General features: G+C 52.3%; 20 protein-coding genes and 2 pseudogenes. 19 read left to right on the plus strand and 3 right to left on the minus strand.

Annotated elements, in window-relative coordinates; translation table 11 throughout:
• Positions 1–84 precede the first annotated feature (84 nt).
• From ACH0VJ_RS19495 to ACH0VJ_RS19520, 6 genes and pseudogenes are all read left to right on the plus strand, one after another.
• Positions 85–828: a transcriptional regulator gene (locus ACH0VJ_RS19495; protein WP_020839552.1), complete on the plus strand. Its 744-nt coding sequence runs from the start codon at positions 85–87 to the stop codon at positions 826–828.
• Positions 801–1288 (plus strand): annotated as a pseudogene (locus ACH0VJ_RS19500) (hypothetical protein). The gene ACH0VJ_RS19495 and the pseudogene ACH0VJ_RS19500 overlap by 28 nt, the downstream one beginning before the upstream one ends.
• A 401-nt stretch (positions 1289–1689) precedes the next feature.
• On the plus strand, positions 1690–2214 hold the full coding sequence (locus ACH0VJ_RS19505) for an Ail/Lom family outer membrane beta-barrel protein (protein ID WP_000830237.1): 525 nt from the start codon (positions 1690–1692) through the stop codon (positions 2212–2214).
• 144 nt (positions 2215–2358) lie between these two features.
• A pseudogene (locus ACH0VJ_RS19510) lies at positions 2359–2999 on the plus strand (helix-turn-helix transcriptional regulator).
• Between the two features lie 10 nt (positions 3000–3009).
• Positions 3010–3234 (plus strand): membrane protein, encoded by a 225-nt coding sequence (locus tag ACH0VJ_RS19515; RefSeq protein ID WP_000737127.1) that lies wholly within the window; start codon positions 3010–3012, stop codon positions 3232–3234.
• Positions 3235–3291: 57 nt separating this feature from the next.
• Entirely contained in the window at positions 3292–3651 is a 360-nt protein-coding gene (locus ACH0VJ_RS19520) for a DUF4156 domain-containing protein (protein WP_000722978.1), read from the plus strand.
• A 69-nt stretch (positions 3652–3720) separates the two neighbouring features.
• Here ACH0VJ_RS19520 and mdsC read toward each other — a convergent pair whose 3' ends face one another.
• The 3 genes from mdsC to mdsA are packed head-to-tail and all read right to left on the minus strand — an operon-like array spanning position 3721 to position 9585.
• Positions 3721–5178: a multidrug efflux transporter outer membrane subunit MdsC gene (gene mdsC / locus ACH0VJ_RS19525; RefSeq protein ID WP_001537333.1), complete on the minus strand. Its 1458-nt coding sequence runs from the start codon at positions 5176–5178 to the stop codon at positions 3721–3723.
• A gap of 16 nt (positions 5179–5194) precedes the next feature.
• Complete coding sequence (mdsB, locus tag ACH0VJ_RS19530; protein WP_000673147.1) at positions 5195–8362, minus strand: multidrug efflux RND transporter permease subunit MdsB; 3168 nt, start codon at positions 8360–8362, stop codon at positions 5195–5197.
• Positions 8359–9585, minus strand: a complete 1227-nt coding sequence (gene mdsA / locus ACH0VJ_RS19535; protein ID WP_001254845.1) for a multidrug efflux RND transporter periplasmic adaptor subunit MdsA — start codon at positions 9583–9585, stop codon at positions 8359–8361. Before mdsA ends, mdsB begins: the two co-directional genes overlap by 4 nt.
• A 276-nt stretch (positions 9586–9861) precedes the next feature.
• Here mdsA and golT point away from each other — a divergent pair, with 276 nt between their 5' ends.
• The 13 genes from golT to foxA all read left to right on the plus strand — a co-directional run bounded on the left by golT (position 9862) and on the right by foxA (position 26073).
• The gene (golT, locus tag ACH0VJ_RS19540) at positions 9862–12150 is read left to right on the plus strand and encodes a gold/copper-translocating P-type ATPase GolT (RefSeq protein ID WP_000083321.1); all 2289 of its coding nucleotides are present in this window, start codon (positions 9862–9864) and stop codon (positions 12148–12150) included.
• A gap of 11 nt (positions 12151–12161) precedes the next feature.
• Entirely contained in the window at positions 12162–12626 is a 465-nt protein-coding gene (golS, locus tag ACH0VJ_RS19545) for an Au(I) sensor transcriptional regulator GolS (protein ID WP_001020583.1), read from the plus strand.
• Positions 12627–12703: 77 nt separating this feature from the next.
• On the plus strand, positions 12704–12898 hold the full coding sequence (golB, locus tag ACH0VJ_RS19550) for a gold resistance metallochaperone GolB (protein WP_001159470.1): 195 nt from the start codon (positions 12704–12706) through the stop codon (positions 12896–12898).
• A gap of 292 nt (positions 12899–13190) precedes the next feature.
• Complete coding sequence (locus ACH0VJ_RS19555) at positions 13191–14444, plus strand: MFS transporter (RefSeq protein ID WP_000288509.1); 1254 nt, start codon at positions 13191–13193, stop codon at positions 14442–14444.
• A 188-nt stretch (positions 14445–14632) separates the two neighbouring features.
• On the plus strand, positions 14633–16591 hold the full coding sequence (locus ACH0VJ_RS19560; RefSeq protein ID WP_000910367.1) for a site-specific DNA-methyltransferase: 1959 nt from the start codon (positions 14633–14635) through the stop codon (positions 16589–16591).
• 9 nt (positions 16592–16600) lie between these two features.
• Positions 16601–19573 carry a type III restriction-modification system endonuclease gene (locus ACH0VJ_RS19565; RefSeq protein WP_077906472.1) on the plus strand — a complete coding sequence of 991 codons (2973 nt, stop codon included), beginning with the start codon at positions 16601–16603 and terminating at the stop codon, positions 19571–19573.
• A 276-nt stretch (positions 19574–19849) separates the two neighbouring features.
• The gene (ssaA, locus tag ACH0VJ_RS19570) at positions 19850–19951 is read left to right on the plus strand and encodes a small effector SsaA (protein WP_000934834.1); all 102 of its coding nucleotides are present in this window, start codon (positions 19850–19852) and stop codon (positions 19949–19951) included.
• 116 nt (positions 19952–20067) lie between these two features.
• The gene (locus ACH0VJ_RS19575) at positions 20068–21471 is read left to right on the plus strand and encodes a cytochrome ubiquinol oxidase subunit I (RefSeq protein WP_000393711.1); all 1404 of its coding nucleotides are present in this window, start codon (positions 20068–20070) and stop codon (positions 21469–21471) included.
• Positions 21468–22478: a cytochrome d ubiquinol oxidase subunit II gene (cydB, locus tag ACH0VJ_RS19580; protein ID WP_000151041.1), complete on the plus strand. Its 1011-nt coding sequence runs from the start codon at positions 21468–21470 to the stop codon at positions 22476–22478. The genes ACH0VJ_RS19575 and cydB overlap by 4 nt, the downstream gene beginning before the upstream one ends.
• Positions 22424–22609 (plus strand): DUF2474 domain-containing protein, encoded by a 186-nt coding sequence (locus ACH0VJ_RS19585; protein WP_306292668.1) that lies wholly within the window; start codon positions 22424–22426, stop codon positions 22607–22609. The genes cydB and ACH0VJ_RS19585 overlap by 55 nt, the downstream gene beginning before the upstream one ends.
• Positions 22528–22719 carry a hypothetical protein gene (locus ACH0VJ_RS19590; RefSeq protein WP_229024486.1) on the plus strand — a complete coding sequence of 64 codons (192 nt, stop codon included), beginning with the start codon at positions 22528–22530 and terminating at the stop codon, positions 22717–22719. The genes ACH0VJ_RS19585 and ACH0VJ_RS19590 overlap by 82 nt, the downstream gene beginning before the upstream one ends.
• A 95-nt stretch (positions 22720–22814) precedes the next feature.
• Positions 22815–23819 (plus strand): ferrioxamine uptake transcriptional regulator FoxR, encoded by a 1005-nt coding sequence (foxR, locus tag ACH0VJ_RS19595; RefSeq protein WP_000074605.1) that lies wholly within the window; start codon positions 22815–22817, stop codon positions 23817–23819.
• Between the two features lie 145 nt (positions 23820–23964).
• Positions 23965–26073, plus strand: a complete 2109-nt coding sequence (gene foxA, locus ACH0VJ_RS19600; RefSeq protein WP_001127719.1) for a ferrioxamine B receptor FoxA — start codon at positions 23965–23967, stop codon at positions 26071–26073.
• Positions 26074–26084 lie beyond the last annotated feature (11 nt).

Here is a 26084-nt window from a genome sequence, read left to right on the forward strand (position 1 = left end):
CGGAAAAAAATTCAATAGCGCGATATATCCTGGTAATATGTTTATGCCGTGAAGAAACGTGATAGCACTGGGGCGGATATTTTTATGAGTCAGAACAATTATCTGATTGACAAAAGAGTTATTCTTGATTGTGAACGAATGACACTTTCCTGCGCCGGAGAGTCGATAACGATATCTGAATCGGAACGCAGTTTGCTTATCGCTTTTCATGAAGGCCTTTTTAAAAAAGATGATTTAATTAACTATGTCTGGGGGCGCAAAGGTGTCGTGGTCTCTGATGCCAGTTATTATAAACTGATTAACCAGTTACGAGGATCATTTGATAAAATTGGTCTTAAGGGGGCGTCTGTTGTGACTCGTCCTCGCGTGGGTGTTTTACTCTCAGTTTCCATTGAACCGTTGAGTGATGAGGCGCAAAATATGCCGTTGCCTGCTGTTGCTGAAACAGAAGTATCGACGGTTGAAGTGCGGCGCGATGACACTATTATCCCCCCAATACCGGGCGCTGTGAATAAAAAAGATTGGCTCTACTTTTGCCTGGCCGCGCTTCTGATGTTTTTTATGATGTATAAAGTTAAGGGTGAAACTATTGATTACTTTACCCTCCAGGGTTCGTATGATGGATACACTTTTTATAGTGTCGGGCATGATAAAACCCATCTGACGGATATCGTTGAAGCGTACTCTGAGATGAGTAATGAAATACATAAACAAAACGGGAAAATCATTTATTATATTCGCGTTCCTAATACAAATATTTTTGTCCAGTGTCTTAACCAACTTGATATAGCGGAGCCGAAATGCATTTCCATAAAAGAACGTTATTAAGCGTGGCGACGTTTGGTATGTTGGCTGTTTCAGTCGTACTGATGGTAGTTTGGGTACGAAACAGTAGCCATAGTTCTATTAATACTAATGAATTTTTATGTACGACAAGAACGGTAACGACGATACAACCTAAAGATATCCATGCCGATGGCAGTCTTGTTCTTGATTTTAAGATGAAGAGAATTACGCTTCAATATGAAATAAAAAAAAAGATAACGGTGTAAAAATATTATACCGGGACGTGTATATGAAAAATTTACATCGAACAGCGCCTGGTGTTTATACGTTCGAAGTATCCCAGGTAAAAGTCTTTGCCACGGACACGGCTGGCGATCTGTTATCATATTTACGGGTTCTGCATCCGGAAGCGGCTAATGAGATTCGAATATCTAAAGTGGGTGAGAAAACCTTTTTTTATTCTCTTAATCGGCAGCTTTATAACGTTTGTACCGCGCAGTAGATCTGAATGTTGTCTGAATGCGTCAGAAAGCGAGTTGCGAAATTGCCCTCCGCAAGGGTAAAGATTAACTCAATAATCAATTAAAATACATATAAAACAATTGGTTATGAATTTTTTATTCTTCATGGAGGTAACTGATACTCGCTGATAACCTCTCGCAGCCCGCCTGACGGATGCGATGCCAGGATCGGGTCTGAAGCAACTATGAATCCGCTATTAATAAAAAAGTAAGAACTCTGTAAGACTGATTTCATATCCATTATCGAATATATCAGGTTATATTACCTCCGCAGTTGGCATGACTGGTAATAAGCGCATTAGGTGCTCTTAATCTAAATGCTATTTGTGTGCCATAAGTTCCGGTACCGCCTTAATTATATATCAAAAATGGAGTGGTTTTAATGAAAAGACGGTCTTCGTTCCTTGTTTTTTTAGGTTTATTATTAGCGTCACCTTTAGCTTTGGCTAACGATCAGCACACCGTATCGTTTGGTTATGCACAAACTCATCTCAGTTCATTGAAAAATAGCGATAGCAAAGATCTGCGAGGCTTTAATTTTAAATATCGTTACGAGTTTAATGAGACTTGGGGGATGTTAGGCTCATTCACCGCGACGCGCAATGAAATGGAGAATTACACCTGGAAAGAGGGGAAATTGCATAAAAATGGTTCCGATTCTGTGGACTATGGTTCTTTGATGTTTGGACCAACATATCGTTTTAATGACTATGTGAGCCTGTACGGCAATGCGGGTATAGCGACGATGAAATTTAATAAACACTCAAAAGAAGACTCCTTTGCCTACGGCGCTGGCGTAATATTTAATCCAGTTAAGAGTATATCTATCGATGCATCATGGGAAGCCAGTCGTTTCTTCGCTGTGGATACCAATACATTTGGTGTCAGCGTAGGTTATCGTTTCTGACATTAAAAGTATAAGCGTTACGTTTATGGCAAGGAATTAAAAATAATATGGTGCTGCTACAGAATAGGGATGGTTATGAGCGCTCAGGTAATCTTAAGAGGAAGATAAAAACACTCACCGTAGCGTTATTCTATTGATGAAATTATGATAAATTCACTATCGGAACAACTTCCGTTAAAAACGATAGGTATAGTTTTAACGGATGATTATTATACTTATTTAGGCATCGCTTCACTCTTTGAGGATGGGAAGTGCTTTATGTTCCCACTCAATGGAGAATATAATTCGTGTCAGATATCAGCTAGCGAAGATATCATAATTATTATTGATGGACGAGTTTTGATTCAGGGGGTCTGGAAAGGTTTTAAGGCGCTCATGCAGCATTATCCACATGCTCGTCGAATCTGGCTCACGCGCAGAGATATTGGAAAACTTTATCCACATGGCTGCGATAGAGATCCTGATATCGATCCCGATTTGGCAAAGCCTGTTTTTATTGAGCATTTCATTAAATACGCTTGTGCAAATGATGTAGCGGTCGGTGAACTTACGCCGTTGACAAAAAAGGAGGAGGAGTGTTATGGCACTTTTTATATAAAAAGTCGATGAGTCAGATCGCCAGTAGCTATGGCATGAGTCGTAAGACTTTGTACATTCATAGATTGCGTATCTGTCGTAAATATGGCTTCAAACGCTTTTTCCATTTGCTATTTATTTACCAAAGAAGTCGCCATATCTTCGCATCTAAAATTTGCCGTGTAGACAAAAACGCCGATCAGGCTTGAAGCAAACAAGATGAAAAAGTTAACGATGAGAGAGTGTGAAAGCATCAATCCTACTATGCTGCTTGCCATTAAGATACTTATCTCGGCGCTTGACGAAAAAACAAAAATAAGACTCAGAGAGCATATTGAAAAAACTGAACAAGAAATAGCCTCAAGCATACATGATAGCATCATGACAGAGACTTTTCTTCAGCAAATGAAAGACATTCGTTACATCTTAAATATAGTTCCTTGACGGCGTTCAGAAGCAAGAACGCGTTATTATTTAATGATTAATAGACCAGGTATTAGTATGAAAAAGATCTTAGTATGTTTCGTCGGCTTGGCTTTAACCGCATGTAGCGCTAATTCGTTGAATTATGGCGCTGAACAGGTACGGGTGATGACCAGCGAGCCAGGTAAGGAATGCAGCTACTTAGGGGATATCACGGGCAGCCAGGGGAATTTCTTTACCGGTGGCTGGACTTCCAACAGTAACCTGGAAACGGGTGCCCGTAACGATCTGAAAAACAAAGCTTATAAAATGGGCGGAAATACGGTAGTCCTGTTAACCCAGCGTGCAGGCCAGACAGGAAGTTCATGGCACGGTTCGGGCTCAAGCAAACAAACGAATGTCACGTTAAGCGGGAACGTTTATCGTTGCCCTCGTTAACCTTATTTTGCAGGCAATATATGCCTGTTTAGCGCGCGCGCCGCACTGGCGACGCGGGCGCTATTTGGGCTAACCTTGCTTTTTCTCGCTGTATTCCCGCCAACCGCCGCCTAAGGCCTTATACAGCCTGATGATATTCAACTGCTGCATGAGCCGTGTGCGCACCAGACGCTGCTGCGCGCCATAAAGCATACGATGGGTATCAAGCAGCGTAAGGTAGTCATCGACGCCTTCCTGAAAACGGAGTCCGGCCAGCTCATAGGCGATTTGACTGGCTTCAACCGCGCGTTGTTCTGATTGCACCTGGTCATTCAGCGTACGCTGTCCCGCCAGACCATCCGCCACGTCGCGAAAGGCTTGCTGAATAACGTTTTCATACCTGGCGATTTCAATCTGTTTTTGGACATGCGCCCTATCCAGGTCAGCGCGTAATGCGCCGCCGTGAAAGAGAGGCAAGGTGATTTGCGGTAGAAAACGCCAGCTTCCCGATCCCGGTTCAAAGAGTCCGCTAAGAGACGCGCTGGCCGTTCCCGCCGTGCCTGTCAGGCTGATGGTCGGGAAGAAGGCGGCGCGCGCTGCGCCTATTCGGGCGTTTGCGCCACGCAGCCTGTACTCGGCGGCGCGAATATCCGGGCGGCGTACCAGCAGATCTGACGGTAATCCGCCTGGCAGTGTGGTCGGGATCGCGCCTTCCGTAAGCGTGACCGCCTCGTTTAGTCGACGCGACAGTTCAGGCGTGAGCGGCTGGCCCAACAGCAATTCCAGCGCGTTACGATCCCGCGCCAACTGTCGCGTATACGCCGCGCGATTGATTTCCGCAGAACGCAGCGCGATCTCCGCCATACGCAGATCGAGCTGTGTGGCGTTGCCTGTCCGGGCAAGCTGGGTTGTCAATGTGTATGAACTTTTTTGCGCGGCCAGCGTATCTTCGGTTAAGCGCAGCAGCTCCCGGTCAGCCCGTAGCGTCAGCCAGGCGCTGGCGACTTCGGAAACCAGGCTCATTCGCGCCGCAATGTACGTCTCATCAAGCGCCATATAGGCGGCTAATGCCTGGTCGCTAAGGCTTCGCACTCGCCCCCAGAGATCCAGTTCCCAGGCCGTCGTCGCCCCAGCCATCTCGTAGCGTCGGTTAATCTCAGGCTCGTCCGTGACGCTGAGATCGGCGGGAGTGCGACCGGCGTCCATGGCGGTGGCGATGCCGAGCGTCGGCAGCATCTCCGCGCGCTGAATACGGTATAACGCCCGGGCGGCTTCAACATTGAGCCCTGCCTTGCGTAAATCCCGATTATTGCGTAACGCGATCGCGATCAGTTCCTGTAGAAGCGGATCGTGGAAGAAATCACGCCAGCCAATGTCAGCGGCATCCGGCGCGCCAGAAACGGTTGACGTTGCGTAGGGATAGACCATCGCAGTCGGCGATGCGGGGCGTTCGTGCTTCGGCGCCATCGTACAGCCAGCAAGCGTGGTGACGAAAGCAAGCGTCGCCAGCGTGGCGGTCTGCCGATAGCCTGTAAAAGTGATCTTCATTATGCCATTCCCATCATTATGCTTGCTGATCATGCGAATCAACGCGGTTCTCACGCTTTAATGCCATCCTGCGAACCACCACGTAAAATACAGGCGTCAATAACAGGCCGAAGAGCGTGACGCCCAACATGCCGGCAAACACGGCGATGCCCATCGCATGTCGCATTTCCGCGCCGGCACCCGTCGCGAGTACCAGCGGTACTACGCCTGCGATAAAGGCGAATGAGGTCATCAGGATAGGACGCAGACGCAGGCGGGACGCTTCCAGCACGGCGGTCAGCGGGTCTGTGCCGTCGTGTTCTTTGGCGCGGGCAAACTCGACAATCAAAATGGCGTTCTTGGCCGCCAGGCCGACCAGCACCACGAAACCAATCTGCGTAAAGATATTGTTATCTCCGCCAGATACCCACACGCCGACAATGGCTGAGAGTAATGACATAGGCGCAATAAGCAGGACGGCGAAGGGCAGCGACCAACTGTTGTACTGCGCCGCCAGGATCAGGAAGGCCAACAGCACCGCCAGCGCAAAGATAGCAAGCGCGGAGTTGCCGGCCTGTTTTTCCTGATAAACCAGATCGGTCCATTCGAAGACCATCCCTTCCGGCAACGTTTCACGCACGATCTTTTCAATCGCGTCCGTCGCCTGTCCGGAGGAGAAGCCTGGAGCCGGTCCACCGCTAATATCTACCGAGGGGAAGCCGTTGTAATGGATGATTCTGTCCGGCCCCGACTGGCGCATAATCGTGACGAAAGCGCTAAGCGGGATCATCTCGCCCTTCGCATTGCGGACTTTAAGCAGGCCGATATCCTCTTGTTGCATACGGAATGGCGCATCGGCCTGCGCCATCACCCGCCAGGTACGGCCAAATCGGTTGAAATCGTTGACGTAAAGCGAGCCGAGGTTAATTTGCAACGTTTCAAAGATGTCGGTGAGCGATACCCCCATTGATTTCGCCTTTACCCGGTCGATATCCACCTGTAATTGCGGGGCGTTCGTCTGGAAACTGGCCAGCATATTGGCCAGTTCGGGCGTCTGCATCGCCTTAGACATAATCTCGCTTTGCACCTTTGTCATCGCTTCAAATCCCAGTTCCGCACGATCTTCAATCTGCAATTTAAAGCCGCCCGTCGCGCCAAGCCCTGGAACCGGCGGCGGCGGGAAGATGCCAATAAACCCGTCGGGAATGTGGCTAAATTTGTGCATTAGCTTTCCGGCGATAGCGTTAGCGGAAAGTGAAGGATCTTCACGCTCGTCAAAGGGTTTCAGCATGGCGAACATCAGCGCCGAATTTGGCACATTTACCGGGCCGTTAACCGACAGACCGGGGAAGACGACGACGCTTTCAACGCCGGGTTCCGCCAGCGTGATAGCGGACATCTGTTTCACGACCGCCTCTGTGCGATCCAACGATGCGCCGCTTGGGAGCTGGGCGATGCCGACGAGATAGTATTTATCCTGCGCAGGCACAAACCCGTTCGGCACCTGATGGAAGCCAAGCCAGGTCAGCCCCACAAAGCCAGCATAGAGCACCATCACAATGACGCTGCCGCGCACGGCCCGACGGACGGCGCTAACATAGCGGTTCGACGCGCTGTCGAAGAAACGGTTAAAGCGATGGAAAAAACCGCCAGTGAACGTGCCCATCAACCGCGTTAGCCAGTCAGCCTTCGCAGTATCGTGGTGCGGTCTTAGCAAAATGGCGGCCAGCGCAGGGGAGAGCGTCAGTGAGTTAATGGCCGAAAGGATGGTCGAAATAGCGATGGTCAACGCGAACTGACGATAAAACTCACCCTGCAGGCCCGCCAGGAATGCGGAAGGGATAAAGACCGCCGTTAGCACCGAGGTAATAGAAAGAATGGGACCAGTGACTTCATCCATCGCCTTCTTTGCCGCCTCTCCGGGGCTTTTGCCCTGCGAGATATGCCGTTCCACGTTTTCGACCACAACGATGGCGTCATCGACAACGATACCTATCGACAGGACCAAACCAAACAGCGAAAGCGTATTCAGCGAAAAGCCAAACAGGTGCATCAAGGCAAAGGTGCCGACCAGCGAAACGGGAACCGCCACCAGAGGAATAATGGACGCCCGCCAGGTTTGCAGGAACAGCACCACGACAAGGACGACCAGCACGAGGGCTTCCAGCAACGTAATCGCCACCGATTGTAGCGATGCGCGCACGAAGACCGTAGGATCATAGGCAATCCGGTATTCGATATCCTGCGGGAAGTTTTGCTGTAACTCATCCATTTTGCCGCGAATCGCGTTAGAAACGTCAATCGCATTGGCGCCCGGACTTTGAATAATCTGTAACGCTGGCGCCGCTTCGCCATTCAGTAAACTGCGCAGCGTATAGGCATCTGCGCCCAGCGTGACGCGGGCGACATCACGCAGACGCGTCACCTCGCCGTCAGCGCCGATTTTTACCACAATCTCGCCGAACTGTTCTTCGCTGGTCAGGCGGCCCAGCGTGTTTACCGTCATCTGAAAAGCTGCGGAGGCCTCCGGCTGTTGCCCGACGGAACCGGCGGCGACCTGTACGTTTTGTTCCCGCAACGCCGTAACGATATCACTGGCGGTAAGACCGCGGTTGGCGATTTTCGCCGGGTCCAGCCAGACGCGCATGGCGTACTCGCCCGCGCCCCAGACGAGAACATCGCCGACGCCGGGTAAACGGGCCAGCTCGTCGCGAACCTGCCGGATGGCGAAGTTAGACAGGTAAAGCGAGTCATAGCGTTTTTGCGGCGAGACAAGATGGACCACCATCAACATATCGGGGGACGTTTTCTCCGTTACAACGCCAATTCGCTGGACTTCTTCGGGCAGGCGAGGCAGCGCGCGGGATACCCGGTTTTGCACCTGAATTTGCGCCATATCAGGATCGGTTCCCTGTTCGAAGGCAATAGAGATAACCATGCGACCATCAATGGCCATCTGGGTATTCATATACAACATGCCGTCAACGCCGTTGATCACCTGTTCCAGCGGCGCGGCTACCGTATCGGCAATCACTTGCGGGTTAGCGCCGGGGTAGCTGGCGCTAACCTGTACCGTGGGCGGCGTAACGGCCGGATATTCACTCAGCGGCAGTTTTAAAAAGGCGATAGCGCCAGCCAGCAGCATTAACAGCGACAGGACGATGGCGAAGATGGGGCGTGCAATGAAAAAGTGGGTGAATTTCATTGGCGCACCGCCTTCGGCGCACTGTCGCCGTCCGCTTTAGTCAATGTCGCGGTCTGTTTGTCGGTCACATTCTGCCGCATCGGCACCAGACGTGGCGCAACGGTCATGCCAGGACGCACCAGCCCCTTGAGGATGATTTTTTCTCCCGGCAGTACTCCCTGTGTAACGACGCGGAATCCATCGACCATTTGTCCCAACTCAACCGGACGATACTCCACCTGATTCTCCTTGCCGACGATCAGCACATAGTTTTTGCCCTGATCGGCGCTCACCGCCAGATCGTCAATCAGCACGGTTTCCCGCGGCTCGCCGATGGGCAAACTGATTCGGGCAAACAGGCCGGGAGAAAGCATTCCGTCGGGGTCAGGAATCACGGCGCGCGCCCGGATAGTGCCGGTGCTGCGGTTCATCTGATTGCCCATAAAGTCGAGTACGCCCTGATAAGGCAGCCCGTTATCGGTGGTTAACCCCATGTTGACTACCGGTGGATTTTTGTCGGAGCGGGTATGCCGTAACGCCTTCAGCCAGGTGGCTTCGTCAATATCGAAATACACATACATGGGATTGTGAGACACGATAGTCGTCAGAAGCGTGGCGTTACCCGCTACGCCGCCGCTGACCAGATTGCCCCGGGTCACCAGTATGCGGTCAACGCGTCCGGCAATGGGCGCGGTAATACGGGTCCAGGAGAGTTCAAGGCGCGCTGCGGCGACGGCGGCTTTGGCCGATTGCATCTGCGCCTGTCGCGCATTACGCGTGGCGGTGACATCGTCAGCGTTTTTACGTGATACGGCGCCGCTGGCGACCAGTCGTTGAATGCGATCGAAATCCGCCTGCGCCTGGCGGGCCAGTACTTCAGCCTGACGTAATTGCGCGACGGCGGTGTCGAGGGCGACCTCGAACGGGCGCGGATCGATCTGGAACAGCAGTTGTCCGCGGCTTACCAGACGTCCTTCCGGAACGCTGACGGCGTCAAGGGTTCCTCCCACGCGCGAACGCAGCTCCACGGTCTCCGGCGCGGCCAGAAAACCGGTGAATTCCGCCGTAGGCGCGAGTGTGCGGCTAAGGGCTTTAGCAACCGGTACCGACGGTGGAGGCGGCGCGCTGGCCGGTGGTCCGACGGCGTTGTCTTTATCCCATAGTGCTTCGCCGGCCATGTAAATCACGCCCCCGATGGCGGCGATGACGCCAGCTATCAACATAATTTTGAATGTTCTACGCATGTCGTTTCCCTCTTTACCGCAGCGTGTCGGCCATTCCGCAACGCTGCCGCAGAATTTTTGGCAAAGGCTAGGCGTTACAACGAAGGAAAGGTCAAGCGTTCCTGGCGGGTTTTTACGGGGCGTGGGTCGGCATCGTGGCGTAAATGTCTCGCATCATCCTCTTTTATGAGCCATCTCACATTCTCGCCGAACCGTGCAGCCTGAATACGCTTGACCTTCCCACAATGGCAAGCTTTAGGCTTTCTGATACCGAATAGTCAGGATGGGGAACTCGTCATGAGTCAGTCAGAAAATCGTCACGACACGATAAGCTTGCTTATTGAAGGTATGACCTGCGCGTCGTGCGTCGCTCGCGTTGAAAAAGGTATTAAGGCTGTGCCTGGCGTAACGGACGCTACGGTGAATCTGGCGACGGAGCGCGCCACCGTTCGCGGGACGGCGTCGGCGGAGGAGGTGATCGCGGCGATTGAAAAAACGGGGTATGAGGCGCGACCGGTAGAGACGGCGGGGCAGGGCGAAGACGACTCTGAAGAGAAAAAAGAGGCCGAGCGCGTCAGGCTGAAGCGCGATCTGATTCTCGCCAGCGTGCTGGCGCTCCCCGTTTTTGTGCTTGAAATGGGTTCGCACCTTATTCCTGGTATGCACGAGTGGGTGATAAAAACGATTGGCCTGCAACAAAGCTGGTACTGGCAATTTGCACTGACCCTGTTGGTGCTGACGATCCCCGGTCGCCGTTTTTACCTTAAAGGGTTTCCGGCGCTGGCGCGTCTGGCGCCGGACATGAACTCGCTGGTCGCCGTGGGAACCGCTGCGGCGTTCGGCTACTCGCTGGTGGCGACCTTTACGCCCGACCTGTTGCCTGAAGGGACGGTAAACGTCTATTACGAGGCCGCCGCAGTGATTGTCGCGCTTATTCTGCTGGGGCGCTTTCTGGAGGCAAGGGCGAAGGGGCGGACTTCCGAAGCGATTAAACGTCTGGTGGGGCTACAGGCGCGGGTCGCGCATGTGTTACGCGAGGGCCGCATCGTGGATATCCCTGTCGACGAGGTTGTGCTGGGCGACTGTGTGGAGGTTCGGCCAGGCGAGCGGATCCCGGTTGACGGCGAAGTGACCGAAGGCCGCAGCTTCGTTGACGAGTCGATGATTACCGGCGAACCGATACCGGTTGAGAAATCCGCAGGAAGCGCGGTGGTGGGCGGTACCGTAAACCAAAAAGGCGCGCTCACGCTGCGGGCGACCGCCGTCGGCGGACAGACCATGCTGGCGCAAATCATTCGTCTGGTGGAACAGGCGCAGGGTTCAAAACTGCCGATTCAGGCCGTCGTGGATAAAGTGACGCTGTGGTTTGTCCCGATGGTGATGCTTATTGCTGCGCTGACCTTTGTGGTATGGCTGGCGTTTGGGCCGTCGCCTGCGCTGACTTTCGCTCTGATCAATGGCGTTGCGGTGCTGATTATCGCCTGTCCTTGCGCGATGGGCCTGGCGACGCCGACCTCCATTATGGTGGGAACCGGTCGTGGGGCGGAAATGGGCGTGCTGTTCCGTAAGGGGGAGGCGTTACAGCTACTCAAAGACGCTAAGGTGGTGGCCGTAGACAAAACCGGGACGCTTACCGAAGGCCGCCCGGTACTGACCGATCTCGACGTGGCCAGCGGCTTTGAGCGCCGTGAGGTGCTGGCGAAAGTCGCGGCGGTAGAATCGCGTTCAGAGCATCCGATTGCCCGTGCGATTGTCGTGTCGGCAGAAGAGGAAGGGATCGCGCTACCAGGCATGAGCGGCTTCGAATCGGTGACCGGGATGGGCGTATACGCTACCGTTGCCGGTACGCGTGTTGACGTGGGGGCCGATCGCTATATGCGCGAAATTGGCGTGGATATTAGCGGCTTCGCCACCACCGCCGAACGGTTAGGACAGGAAGGGAAATCGCCGCTCTATGCGGCTATTGACGGTCAACTGGCGGCGATTATCGCCGTGGCCGATCCGATCAAACCCAGTACGCCCGCCGCAATTAACGCTTTACATCAGCTCGGGATTAAGGTCGCCATGATCACTGGCGATAATGCCCGCACGGCACAGGCTATCGCCAGACAGTTAGGGATTGATGACGTGGTTGCCGAGGTATTGCCAGAAGGGAAAGTCGAGGCGATACGGCGCCTGAAAGCGGCGTATGGGCAGGTGGCGTTTGTCGGCGATGGCATCAACGATGCGCCAGCGCTGGCGGAGTCCGACGTGGGGCTGGCGATTGGCACCGGCACCGATGTGGCGGTGGAATCCGCCGACGTCGTACTAATGTCCGGCAATCTGCAAGGCGTGCCGAATGCTATCGCGCTGTCTAAAGCGACCATCCGCAATATCCACCAGAATCTGTTCTGGGCCTTTGCTTACAATACGGCGCTGATTCCTGTCGCGGCAGGCGCGCTATTTCCGGTCTGGGGCATATTATTGTCCCCGGTATTCGCCGCAGGGGCGATGGCGATGTCGAGCGTGTTCGTGCTGGGCAACGCTTTGCGGCTGCGCCGTTTCCGGGCGCCGATGGCAACCCCATCCGACACATCCACGACATGAGGAGGAGCGTCATGAACATCGGTAAAGCAGCTAAAGCATCGAAAGTCTCGGCCAAAATGATTCGCTACTATGAACAGATTGGTCTGATTCCCGCGGCAAGTCGGACGGATTCCGGCTATCGGGCCTATACCCAGGCTGATGTTAATCAATTGCATTTTATACGCCGCGCGCGCGATCTCGGCTTTTCAGTTGCTGAAATCAGCGACTTACTGAATCTTTGGAATAACCAGTCGCGGCAAAGCGCTGACGTCAAACGCCTGGCGCAGACGCACATTGATGAACTGGACAGACGTATCCAGAACATGCAGCACATGGCGCAAACCCTCAAAGCGCTGATTCACTGCTGCGCTGGCGACGCGCTGCCAGATTGCCCCATTCTGCATACGCTTGGACAACCTGACGATAGCGAGCCGGAGGCGCGTACCGGAGCGGTATTGCGCCGTCCTCGTCGCCACGGACTGGCAAAGCGTCTGTAAGTCCTGAGATTACGCTTGACCTTCCAACACTGGCAAGGCCCAGACTGGCAACAGTTCCCACACAAAAGGAGTTCACTATGCAGTTCCATATTGATGACATGACCTGCGGCGGCTGCGCCAGTACGGTAAAAAAGACGATTCTGACTCTCGATGCTAATGCGACGGTGAGAACCGACCCGGCGACGCGTCTGGTTGACGTTGAAACGTCGCTATCCGCGGAGCAGATTGCCGCCGCCCTGCAAAAGGCCGGTTTCCCGCCGCGCGAGAGGTAATCGTCAATGGCGATCGGTCTGGCGACAGGCCGGTCGCGATACGCTAGCCACGCTTCGCTTTCCTTTGCATGAGATAATCCCCATAAAAAGTGTGACAAATCATGTGTCAGTAAGCTTTGTTAATAATATGTAATGATTTGTCTATTTTTGCTAACATTTTACCTGCTATATACAAAAAGATAACAAATAAGTAGCGCAACGCTACCTTGTTACGTCGCTTTGACGACGGGAGCGCTCCAGCGTTTCGCCCGCTTCAAAGCTTGATGTTATTTTTTGATGCAGGACACTACCTATGTACACCCCCCTGAACTGGACGACGACACAACGACATGTGGCGTTTGCCAGCTTTACCAGTTGGATGCTGGATGCGTTTGATTTCTTTATCCTTGTCTTTGTACTTAGCGATCTCGCCGAATGGTTTCACGCTTCCGTATCGGACGTTTCCATTGCGATTATGCTGACCCTGGCGGTACGTCCCATTGGCGCGCTGCTATTTGGCCGAATGGCGGAAAAGTACGGACGTCGACCGATACTGATGCTCAATATTCTGTTTTTTACGGTGTTTGAACTGCTTTCCGCCTGGTCGCCCACCTTCATGGCATTTCTGATTTTTCGGGTCATGTACGGCGTGGCGATGGGCGGGATATGGGGCGTCGCGTCATCACTGGCGATGGAAACCATTCCCGATCGTTCGCGTGGCCTGATGTCGGGCATTTTTCAGGCGGGCTATCCCTGCGGCTATCTGTTCGCCTCGGTTATTTTTGGCCTCTTCTACAGTATGGTAGGCTGGCGCGGTATGTTCCTGATTGGCGCCCTGCCTGTTGTCTTGCTGCCTTATATCTGGTTTAAAGTGCCGGAATCCCCCGTCTGGCTGGCGGCCAGCGCGCGTAAAGAGAATACCGCGCTGCTTCCTGTTCTGCGCAAACAGTGGAAGTTGTGTCTGTATCTGGTGCTGGTCATGGCGTTCTTTAACTTTTTCAGTCACGGCACGCAGGATCTCTATCCTACCTTCCTGAAGATGCAGCATGGTTTTGATCCGCATCTGATCAGTATCATTGCGATTTTTTATAACATTGCCGCGATGCTCGGCGGTATTTTCTACGGTACGCTATCGGAACGTATTGGGCGTAAAAAAGCGATCATGATCGCCGCCTTTCTTGCGCTTCCGGTACTCCCGCTATGGGCATTTTCCAGCGGATCATTCACGATTGGCCTGGGCGCGTTCCTGATGCAGTTTATGGTGCAGGGCGCCTGGGGTGTTGTGCCGACCTGGCTGAACGAGCTGGTTCCGGCGAATGCGCGCGCCGTGCTGCCAGGGTTTGTTTACCAACTGGGTAATTTACTGGCGTCGGTTAATGCGACGTTACAGGCCCGCATCGCGGAAACGCATGGTGGCAATTACGGGTTGGCAATGGCGATCGTGGCTGGCGCGGTGGCTATTTTAATCTGTGTATTTGTGGCATTTGGTCGCGAGACCCGGGGAGTCGTCATCTCCGGTACAGATAGCGACGCCCTCCCGGAGTCGGCCATCAGTCATCGCACGTAAACACTACGCTCCTGGCGCATACTGTCGCCGGGAGCGCTCCTTCCTCCTGTGGTTTTTACGCCCTTTCAACGAACAACAAAGGTTAATGATGGCATCTGCCGTTCGTGACCATTACAATCATCGCTTACTTTTTTCTTTATAAGAAATTGATTGCTGCACCTTAAAATTATCAACGGAGCGAAGATATCATGTTGAAAGATAACCAAAAACACAACGAGTCTGTTGCCCCGAATAGCGCCTTTCTGTCTGAGTTACAACGTGCATTACCGGAATTTTTTACCGCCGATCGCTATAACGAGCAGGGCGAACTGATCGCGAAAGGCGGATTTGATCTCGCCAAATTTGAGCGCGCGCTGAAAGCGCGTAATATTGATGAGCTGACTAGCGGTTATCAGATTGATTTTATTGGTAAAGATTACGCAAAAAAACAGGCAGGTGAAAAATCCGTTACCGTTATCGTTCCTGACGTGGAACACAATACTCTGGCAGAAAATAAAAACAGCCATAATCTTTTTCTGACCGGGGATAATCTGGATGTGTTACGCCATCTGCAAAATAATTACGCCGATACCGTCGATATGATCTATATCGATCCCCCTTATAACACCGGATCGGACGGGTTTGTCTATCCCGATCATTTTGAATATAGCGATCGGGCGTTGCAGGATATGTTTGGTCTTAATGATACTGAACTGGCACGTTTAAAATCCATTCAGGGTAAATCGACGCACTCCGCGTGGTTATCTTTCATGTATCCGCGTCTTTTCCTGGCCAGGAAACTCCTGAAAGATACCGGATTTATTTTTATCTCTATCGACGATAATGAGTACGCCAATCTTAAATTAATGATGGATGAGATTTTTGGCGAAGGCGGATTTGTCACCAATGTGATGTGGAAGCGCAAAAAAGAGATTTCTAACGACTCTGATAACGTTTCCATCCAGGGGGAATACATTCTTGTTTATACCAAAACCGGTCAGGGCGCTTTACGTTTAGAACCGCTTTCTAAAGAGTATATTCAGAAATCCTATAAAGAACCGACCGAACAGTTTCCAGAAGGGAAATGGCGGCCGGTGCCGTTAACGGTGTCAAAAGGGCTGAGCGGCGGCGGCTATACCTATAAAATTACCACGCCGAACGGTACGGTACACGAAAGACTATGGGCTTATCCTGAAGCCAGTTACCAAAAACTGGTGGCCGATAATCTGGTCTATTTTGGCAAAGATAACGGCGGTATTCCCCAGCGAGTCATGTACGCGCATCACAGTAAAGGGCAGCCAACGACCAATTACTGGGATAACGTAGCGTCGAATAAAGAGGGGAAAAAGGAGATTCTGGATCTCTTCGGCGACAACGTTTTTGATACGCCGAAACCGACCGCATTATTGAAGAAAATCATCAAGCTCGCTATCGATAAAGACGGCGTCGTTCTGGACTTTTTTGCCGGTTCCGGTACTACGGCCCATGCGGTGATGGCGCTGAATGAAGAAGATGGGGGGCAGCGCACGTTTATTCTGTGTACTATCGATCAGGCATTAAGCAATAACACTATCGCGAAAAAAGCAGGTTATAACACTATTGATGAAATCAGCCGCGAGCGAATTACACGCGTTGCGGCGAAGATCCGCGCCAACAATCCCGCGACCAATAGCGATCTCGGTTTTAAACATTATCGTTTTGCCACTCCGACACAGCAGACGCTGGACGATCTGGATAGCTTCGATATTGCTACCGGCCATTTTATCAATACCAGCGGTCAACTGGCCGCTTTCACCGAGTCAGGATTTACCGACATGATCAATCCTTTTTCCGCCAGAGGATTGGGCGTGCCGGGCGGCGCAAGCGGCGAAGAGACCTTATTAACGACATGGCTGGTCGCCGATGGTTATAAAATGGATATTGACGTACAGGCCATTGATTTTTCCGGCTATTGCGCCAGGTATGTTGATAATACGCGCCTGTATCTGATTGATGAACGATGGGGAACAGAGCAGACCCGCGATCTTCTCAACCACATTGGTACGCACCAGCTTCCGGTTCAGACCATTGTCATTTACGGCTACTCTTTCGACCTTGAATCCATTCGTGAACTGGAAATCGGCTTAAAACAGCTTGATCAAAAAGTGAACCTGGTGAAGCGTTATTAAGAGGGGATGATGATGAATATTTTACTGGAAGAACTTCCCCATCAGGAACAGGCGTTAGCGGCGATTCTGGCGAGTTTCACCGGTATCGATCACGCGCAGGCCGATCATAATCACTATGCTAATCCGCTGATTAAGGAACGTTACGACGATAAGGCCAATATTGACGTTAAAATGGAGACCGGGACGGGCAAAACCTATGTCTATACCCGGTTGATGTATGAACTGCATCAGAAGTATGGCCTCTTCAAATTTGTGCTGGTGGTGCCGACGCCAGCCATTAAAGAAGGCGCGCGGAACTTTATCACCAGCGATTACGCCAGACAGCATTTTTCACAGTTCTACGAAAATACGCGGATGGAACTTTGCACCATCAACGCCGGTGATTTTAAAGTAAAGTCGGGGCGTAAAAATTTTCCGGCCCAGTTATTAAGTTTTACTGATGCCAGCCGTCGTGATAGCCATACGATTCAGGTTTTGCTGATCAATGCGCAAATGCTCAATTCCGCCAGTATGACGCGAGACGATTACGATCAAACGCTCCTGGGCGGGCTGACGTCGCCTGTTAAAGGGCTGCAAATGACGCGACCGGTGGTCATTATTGATGAACCGCATCGTTTTGCGCGAGATAACAAATTTTATCGAGCGATTCAGGCCATTCAGCCGCAAATGATCGTCCGCTTTGGCGCTACCTTCCCGGATATTGTCGAAGGTAAGGGTAAAAATAAATGTGTACGTAAAGATTACTATCGCCGGCAACCGCAGTTTGATCTCAACGCGGTGGACAGTTTTAACGATGGTTTGGTGAAAGGTATTGATATTTATTACCCGAATCTCCCCGAAGAACAGGCCAACAATCGTTATATCGTTGACAGCGTCACGGCAAAGAAATTAATCCTCCGACGGGGGAGCAAAATTGCCGAGGTTGGCGTGGGCGAAAATCTCGCCGATGTCGATGCAGGATTTGAAGGCAGTATCGAATATGCCGGCAGTAAAATGTTGTCGAACGATCTGGAGCTGGAGGCAGGGATGGCGCTGGTGCCAGGAACCTTTGGCGCGAGCTACCAGGAACTGATTATTCAGGACGCCATTGATAAGCATTTTGATACCGAGCAGGCAAATTTCTTACGCAGCAATGAGCCAGAAAATAATGCCCCGCGTATTAAGACCTTAAGCCTTTTCTTTATTGACAGTATTAAAAGCTATCGTGATGACGAAGGCTGGTTGAAAGTCACTTTTGAGCGTTTGCTGAAAAAGAAACTGACGCAACTGATTGACGATTATCAGCGCAAGACCCTGCCGCGAGAAGTGGAGTATCTGTCGTTTCTGCAGGCCACGCTCGCCAGCCTGCACTCGGATAACCAAAACGTCCACGCTGGTTACTTTGGCGAAGACCGCGGAAGCGGCGATGAGGCGATCCAGGCTGAGGTAGATGATATTCTGAAAAATAAAGAGAAGTTGCTCAGTTTTTCAGACCATCACGACAACTGGGAAACGCGCCGCTTTCTGTTTTCAAAATGGACGCTTCGCGAAGGCTGGGATAACCCGAATGTTTTTGTCATTGCTAAATTACGTTCTTCCGGTAGCGAGTCGAGCAAAATTCAGGAAGTGGGGCGCGGCCTGCGGCTACCGGTAGATGAAAACGGCCATCGCGTTCATCAGGAAGAGTGGCCGTCCCGACTGTCGTTTCTGATTGGTTATGATGAAAAAGCGTTTGCCAGTATGCTGGTTGATGAGATTAATCGCGACAGCAAAGTTCAGCTTAACGAGCAGAAACTGGATGAGGCGATGATCACACTCATCGTCACCGAGCGGCAAAAAGTCGATCCTGCGTTTACGGAGCTTCGTTTGCTGGAAGATCTGGATGATAAAAAACTGATCAACCGGAGTAATGAGTTTAAACCCAGCGTCACGCTTAACGGGGAAACCAAAAGTGGCTTTGCGTGGCTACTGGAGTTCTACCCTGAGCTGACGCAGGCGCGGGTGCGAGCGGATCGCATTCGTGACAATAAGCCCGCCTCCCGACTGCGAGTCAGGTTACGCAAAGAGAATTGGGAACAACTTAGCAGTATCTGGGAGCAGTTTTCCCGCCGTTATATGCTGCAATTCGAGCGTAGCGGCGCGTCTCTGGAACAGATTGCCGCCGAGGTGCTGCGCGATCCGTCGCTGTATATACGCCAGAAGCCAAGCCAGGTGCAACAACGGCTGGTATCGAATGAAGATAATGGCCGTTTTGAAGTGGCGCAGCGGGAAGGCGAATTAGCCGCCAGCGAATTTATGGCGGGCATGAAATATGGCCATTTTCTTAAGCAACTGGCGTTACGCACCAGTCTGCCGGTTAACGTCCTGCACCCGGTGTTAATGGCGATGCTGCGTGATGTTTTGCACGGAGATTCACGCTATTTAAGCGAGATCTCGTTGGACAATATGACCCGCGCATTACAGACGCGGATTAATGCGCATTTTGCGCAGCGCCACGATTATCTGCCTCTCGACTTCCAGGCTTCAACGTCGGTATTTGATTCCACGGCACGGCAGTTCAGAGAGGAGATTAGCGCTGAAATTGTGGGGAAAAATGTGGATGAGAATGCGATAGACGATCCTCGTTCTCTCTATCAAATACCGCCGTTGCGTTATGACAGCGTCGATCCAGAATTGCCGCTATTAAAATACGATTATCCGCAACAGGTTTCTGTGTTTGGCAAACTGCCTAAGCGGGCCATTCAGATCCCCAAATATACGGGGGGCTCTACTACGCCGGATTTTGTGTACCGTATTGAGCGTCAGGACGCCGACAGCGTTTATTTACTGGTTGAAACTAAAGCAGAAAATATGCGCGTAGGCGATCAGGTTATTCTTGATGCGCAACGTAAATTCTTCGATATGCTGCGTCGGCAAAATATTAATGTCGAGTTTGCGGAAGCGACCAGCGCGCCGGCGGTATTTTCTACGATCAATGGCTTGATTGAGGGGAAGGCAAACTAACGGGTTTGAATGGACCTTAACGGTTATCTTTTTGATAGACCATATAAAATGGCCGCCGCGCAGCGAGCGTTGCGGTCATTCTCCCTGTGCTAATCCCCCGTCCCGTAAACCGCGTTGACTTGAAGGTTATCGTTTTACGTCTATTCTTAACTTTCAGCTAAGCGTATTTTGCTGAAATTGCAAATAGTCTTGAAGACGCTGTTTTTTTGTTTTGCCGTTATTTTTATAACGGCTAGGTAGATATTGCCAAGTGAATGTAACTAAGGGAGACATGTTATGCTAAATAGATACTACCGTTTCGCTGTCGAAAAAGACGACCCCTCCGAAGCGCCAGAGTCGGGCGATAAGCCTGACAGCCAGCCGCAAAAAAAATCGTAATTTATCTGGATATTCCCCGACGTTTTTACGTTTGGGGAAAATAACCGTTTCGTTTCAACCTGGTTGCGAACAGTGAATATTTTACACGAAGTGACTATATATAAACGGGAGGGAACATGGAGTTTGATGCATTCTTTTTAGCGAGACTCCAGTTTGCCTTTACCGTCTCTTTTCATATTATTTTCCCCGCGATTACGATTGGCTTAGCCAGTTACCTGGTGGTACTGGAAGGTTTATGGCTAAAAACGCGTAATCCTGTCTGGCGCTCGCTCTATCAGTTCTGGCTCAAAATTTTTGCCGTCAACTTCGGGATGGGCGTGGTCTCCGGTCTGGTCATGGCTTACCAGTTCGGAACGAACTGGAGCGGTTTCTCCCAGTTCGCCGGCAGTATCACCGGGCCTTTATTAACCTATGAAGTGCTCACCGCATTCTTCCTGGAAGCGGGATTCTTAGGCGTGATGCTTTTTGGCTGGAACAAAGTCGGGCCGGGCCTGCATTTCTTGTCTACCTGTATGGTGGCGCTGGGCACGTTAATGTCGACGTTCTGGATTCTGGCGTCTAATAGCTGGATGCATACCCCGCAGGGATTTGAAATTCACAACGGTCAGGTGGTCCCGGTGGACTGGTTCGCGGTGATTTTCAACCCGTCGTTCCCGTATCGCCTGTTGCATATGTCCGTTGCGGCGTTTTTAAGTAGCGCGATGTTTGTCGGCGCGTCCGCTGCCTGGCATTTACTGAAAGGTAACGATACGCCGGCTATCCGCCGTATGTTCTCGATGGCGTTATGGATGGCGGTCGTGGTGGCGCCCGTTCAGGCATTGATTGGCGATATGCACGGCCTTAACACCCTGAAGCATCAGCCGGTCAAAATTGCCGCGATTGAGGGGCACTGGGAAAATACGCCCGGTGAGCCAACGCCGCTTACGCTGGTAGGCTGGCCGGATATGGAGGCGGAACGGACCCGCTATGCGCTTGAGATCCCGGCGTTGGGCAGTCTGATCCTGACGCATAGCCTGGACAAACAGGTGCCTGCGCTAAAAGATTATCCCAAAGAGGATCGCCCCAACTCTACCGTGGTGTTCTGGTCTTTCCGTCTGATGGTGGGCATGGGCGTACTGATGATCTTCCTGGGGCTGGCCAGCCTGTGGCTACGCTACCGACGCCGACTGTATCATTCGCGGCCCTTTATGCACTTTGCGCTGTGGATGGGGCCGTCCGGGCTTATCGCCATCCTTGCCGGATGGGTGACGACTGAAGTAGGACGTCAGCCGTGGGTGGTCTATGGCCTGCTGCGAACGCGTGATGCGGTTTCCGCGCACAGCACCTTGCAGATGAGCATCAGTTTGCTGGCCTTCTTTGTGGTCTATTCCCTGGTCTTTGGGGTTGGCTATATTTATATGATTCGTCTTATCCAGAAAGGGCCGCAGCCAGCGGAGACACCGACCGCTGAAACCGATGGCAGACCCGCGCGTCCTATCTCTGCCGTGGGAGAATCGCTTGAGCAGGAGAAACGCGAATGACCATCGATCTTCCGGTTATCTGGTTTGCTATTATCGTGTTCGCCACGCTGATGTATATCGTAATGGATGGGTTCGATCTGGGCGTCGGTATCCTGTTTCCGTTTATTCGCGATAAACACGATCGCGATGTTATGGTGAACTCGGTCGCGCCGGTATGGGACGGGAACGAAACCTGGCTGGTGCTGGGCGGGGCCGGGCTTTTTGGCGCGTTCCCGTTGGCTTATGCCGTCATCACCGACGCGCTGACTATCCCGCTGGTGGTTATGCTGCTTGGTCTTATCTTTCGCGGCGTCGCTTTTGAATTCCGTTTTAAAGCCACCGAGTCGCATCGCGCGTTCTGGGATAAATCCTTTATCGTCGGGTCAATCCTGGCGACCTTTGCCCAGGGGGTTGTGGTGGGGGCGGTGGTGAGCGGTTTTCAGGTGGAAGGGCGAACCTTTAGCGGTTCGCAGCTTGACTGGCTGACGCCGTTTAATCTGTTCTGCGGCATCGGTCTGGTTGTCACCTACGCGCTGCTGGGCGCTACCTGGCTGATTATGAAAAGCGAAGATCCGCTGCATAGCCGGATGTGCGCGCTGTCGCGCCCGTTGTTGATCGTCTTGTTGTTGGTGATGGGAGGCGTCAGCGTGTGGACGCCGCTCACCCACGACGACATCGCCGGGCGCTGGTTCACGCTGCCCAATTTATACTACTTCCTGCCGGTGCCTGTGCTGGTGTTGGCTTTTAGCATCTGGCTATGGCGCAGCGTGAAAAAACCAGAATCCCATGCGCGTCCATTTATTCTCACGCTAGGGCTGATTTTTCTGGGGTTCAGCGGGTTAGGCATCAGTATTTGGCCGAATATTATTCCACCGGATATTTCGCTGTATGCCGCCGCCGCGCCACCGCAAAGTCAAAGCTTCATGCTGGTTGGGGCGCTGATAATCATCCCGATTATCCTGGCTTATACCTTCTGGAGCTACTACGTCTTCCGTGGAAAAGTGCGACACGGAGAGGGATATCACTGATGGTTAAAGTGAAAAAATGGTCGCGGCGAGTCGTATGGATGGTCGCGATATGGTGCGCCAGCGTGCTTCTGCTGGCGGGCGTCGGAATGTTATTCAGACTGCTCATGACCTCCGCAGGATTTCGCTCCTGACTGATACCCCCGGACGCGCTTTCGTCGCTGGCGAAAGCGCGTTTTTATCGACAGATCGGCGTTTATCGATCACCTTTGCTCGCCTTATCTCTTCCCTCAATAGCGGTTGATAATTATTCTCATCTTTATTGTCGTTCCCGGGCCGCAGTGATATGGTTACACAGTGGCTAACGCTCTGGTATAACGCAGATAAACGGTATTGATAATGTCTCCGATCTCCTGTCACTCTTCCGCCGCCCCGGCGATGAAAAAGATCTTTTCCGTCAGCGACTTCATCGCGTTTGGCGAGCGTTATGGCATTGATTACCGCTTCCCAGCGTTACCGCAGTATACGCAGAGTAGTCCCGTACTTCATGGCGATATCGAAGAGATAGCGCTTCCCGGCGGGATTTGCATTACACGCTCGGATGTTCACGTGTTACAACCTTATGAAACCACCTCTCGCCATAGCAGTCCGCTGTATATGCTGGTGGTGCTGGAAGGTAACGTCGCGCTGGCTGTCAATGAGCAGACCTTTTTGTTGAGCGCGGGGATGGCGTTTTGCTCGCAACTGAGTGAGCAGCAGACGATACGCGCCCATCACGGCGCAGACAGTAAATTGCGCACCTTATCGCTGGGAATGTACCCGGACGGCGGATGGCGGGAGCGTTTGCCTGTCTCGCTGGCAGACGAGTGGGAAAATAGCGCAACCTCGGCGAGGGTCTGGCAGGTGCCGGAGTTTCTGCTTTCGGGGCTACGTTATGCGCAGCAGCCCGGACCTCATGCGGCGTCACGCCAGTTAATGCTGGAAGGCATCATGCTGCAATTGCTGGGCTATGCGCTAAATCTATGTCAGCCCGCAACGCAAAAACGCGGGCTTCCCGTCACCGGTGAATACCAGCGGCTGGAGCTCATTCGGCGTTTACTGGAGCAGACGCCGGAAAAAGCCTACACGCTGAACGAACTGGCGCGTCGGGCGGCAATGAGTCCAAGTAGCCTGCGGTGCAAGTTTCGCCATGCCTATGGGTGTACCGTGTTTGATTATCTGCGCGATTGCCGCCTGGCGCGCGCGCGTCGTTATCTGATGGAGGGATACAGCGTGCAGCAGGCCGCCTGGATGTCAGGCTATCAACATGCCACAAACTTTGCGACGGCATTTCGTCGGCGTTATGGCTGCTCGCCCGGCGAGCTGCGTGACGCGTCTCTGACGGCGTCCCGCCACTGTGCGTAACGCGCCCCGCCAGAGCGGTAATATCCGCCGCTAACCCGGTTTTCTGCCGCTTTGGGTGATTTTTTATCATTGCGCATAGGCAATCTGGCGTTACGCATAGTGGTCCGTGATCTCTAAAAGGTAATAATTCTTATTTACAATAAAGATGCCTTTGGAGATGTTCATGTTTGCGACAACGCGTATGGCGCTATTGATAGGCGGAGCTATCGGCGGCGCGACTTTTCCTCTTTTTGCCCAGGAAACCACAAAAAATGATACCGTCATTGTCACCTCGCCCGTTCAGAGTGGCGCGACCAAGCTGGCGACGCCAGATATTGAAACGCCGCAGTCGGTATCCATTATTACCCGCCAGCAGTTTGAAGAGCAGGGCGCAACCAGCGTGCGTCAGGCGGTCAGCTACACCCCAGGCGTATACAGTAATCAGATAGGCGCGTCTAACCGCTTTGATTACATCGTATTGCGTGGTTTTTCGGACGGTAGTCTGGATAACGTCTATCTCGACGGGTTAAAAATGATGGGCGACACCAATTCGCACAGTTCGTTGGTGGTTGACCCTTGGTTTCTGGAAGATATCGAGGTGGTACGCGGCCCGGCGTCCGTTCTGTATGGACGTTCATCGCCAGGCGGCATTGTCGCGCTGACGTCGCGAAAACCGGCGTTTGATGCCGGGGGAGAGGTGAAGCTGTTTGCCGGCAATCACAACCAGCGCGGGGCGGCTTTTGATGTGACCGGCCCACTGGATGACAATGAACGTGTGGCGGCGCGTCTTAGCGGCATGACACGTTACGCCGATTCGCAGTTTACCCCCTTGAAAGAGGAACGTTATGCGCTGATGCCGAGCCTGACCTGGCGAATTACCGATCGGACGCGTCTTGATCTTATGGCCTATCTGCACCGTGATCCGGAAGGCGGTAGCCACTCCGGACTGCCTTATCAAGGCACGGTTGTACCTTATAACGGCAGAAAAATTTCTAACACTTTCTTTGAAGGTGAAGATGACTACGACAAATACGATCGCCGTGAAAATATGGTGGGTTATAACATTGAGCATCTGTTCGATAACGGCTGGTCGGTACGGCAAAAATTGCGTTATTTGCATACCAAAGTGACGTTGAATCAGGTCTATGCCGCAGGTTGGTTGAATGAAACGGCGCTGAATCGCGGCTATTCCGGCTCCGGGGAGAAAATGTCGGCTATCGCGCTGGATAATCAGCTCGACGGCAGCGTGGATACCGGGGCGATTAATCATCGTCTGCTGGTGGGGATCGATTATCAGGATCGCAGTAATCATACTACTGGCTATTATGGCGCGTTTCCGCCGATTGACGCTTTCAACCCTGTTTATGGCGCTCAGCCGGATTACATTACGTTGTATAGCCGTGAAAAACATAAGCTGCGGCAGACCGGATACTATTTACAGGATCAGATGTCATGGGATCGCTGGCGCTTTACGTTGGGCGGTCGTTACGATCGGGTCAGCGTGTCTAACATCGACAAACTTCATGATTCACGCAGCGATCTCGATAAAAACAACGTCAGCACCCGTGCCGCGTTGCTTTATCTGTTCGACAATGGCGTCGCCCCCTATCTCAGTTATTCTACCGCGTTTACGCCGACCAGCTTCGCCGACGAAAACGGCAATGTGCTGGAACCGATGAAAGGCAAGCAGTGGGAGGCGGGGGTAAAATACGAACCGCTGGGGGGGAACAGCCAGTTTAGCGCCGCCGTGTATCGTATTAACCAGACCAATATCGCGACCAAAGAAGAACCTACCGATCCGTACCGCTCGATTGGTGAAATTGAGTCTAAAGGGGTTGAACTGGAGGCCATTAGCCATTTGTCGGATAGCGTCCGTTTGCAGGCGGCGTATACCTATACTGATATCCGTTATAAGAAAAGTAGCCCGCAAGAACAGGGTAAGCGCGCGGTTTATGCTCCACGGAACCAGGCCAGCGCCTGGCTAAGCTACGATGTGAAAAGCGGTCTGTTAGAGGGGCTGACTTTGGGCTCCGGCATCCGGTACGTCAACGGCGTGACCAGCGATCGCCTGAATACCCACACATTGCCGTCCTATACACTGGTCGATATGGTGGTAGGGTATGATTTATCCAGCATTGGGTTAAATGGCTTGAGCGCCCAGCTCAACGTAAATAACCTGACGGACAAACGCTATGTCGCTGCCTGTAATTCGCTCTCTTATTGTTATTTTGGCGCCGAGCGTAGCATTGTAGGCAGCGTGTCATGGGCGTTTTGATAACGCTTATC

Source organism: Salmonella sp. 2020_1459, from assembly GCF_043847915.1.
In the GTDB taxonomy this organism is placed as follows: domain Bacteria; phylum Pseudomonadota; class Gammaproteobacteria; order Enterobacterales; family Enterobacteriaceae; genus Salmonella; species Salmonella enterica.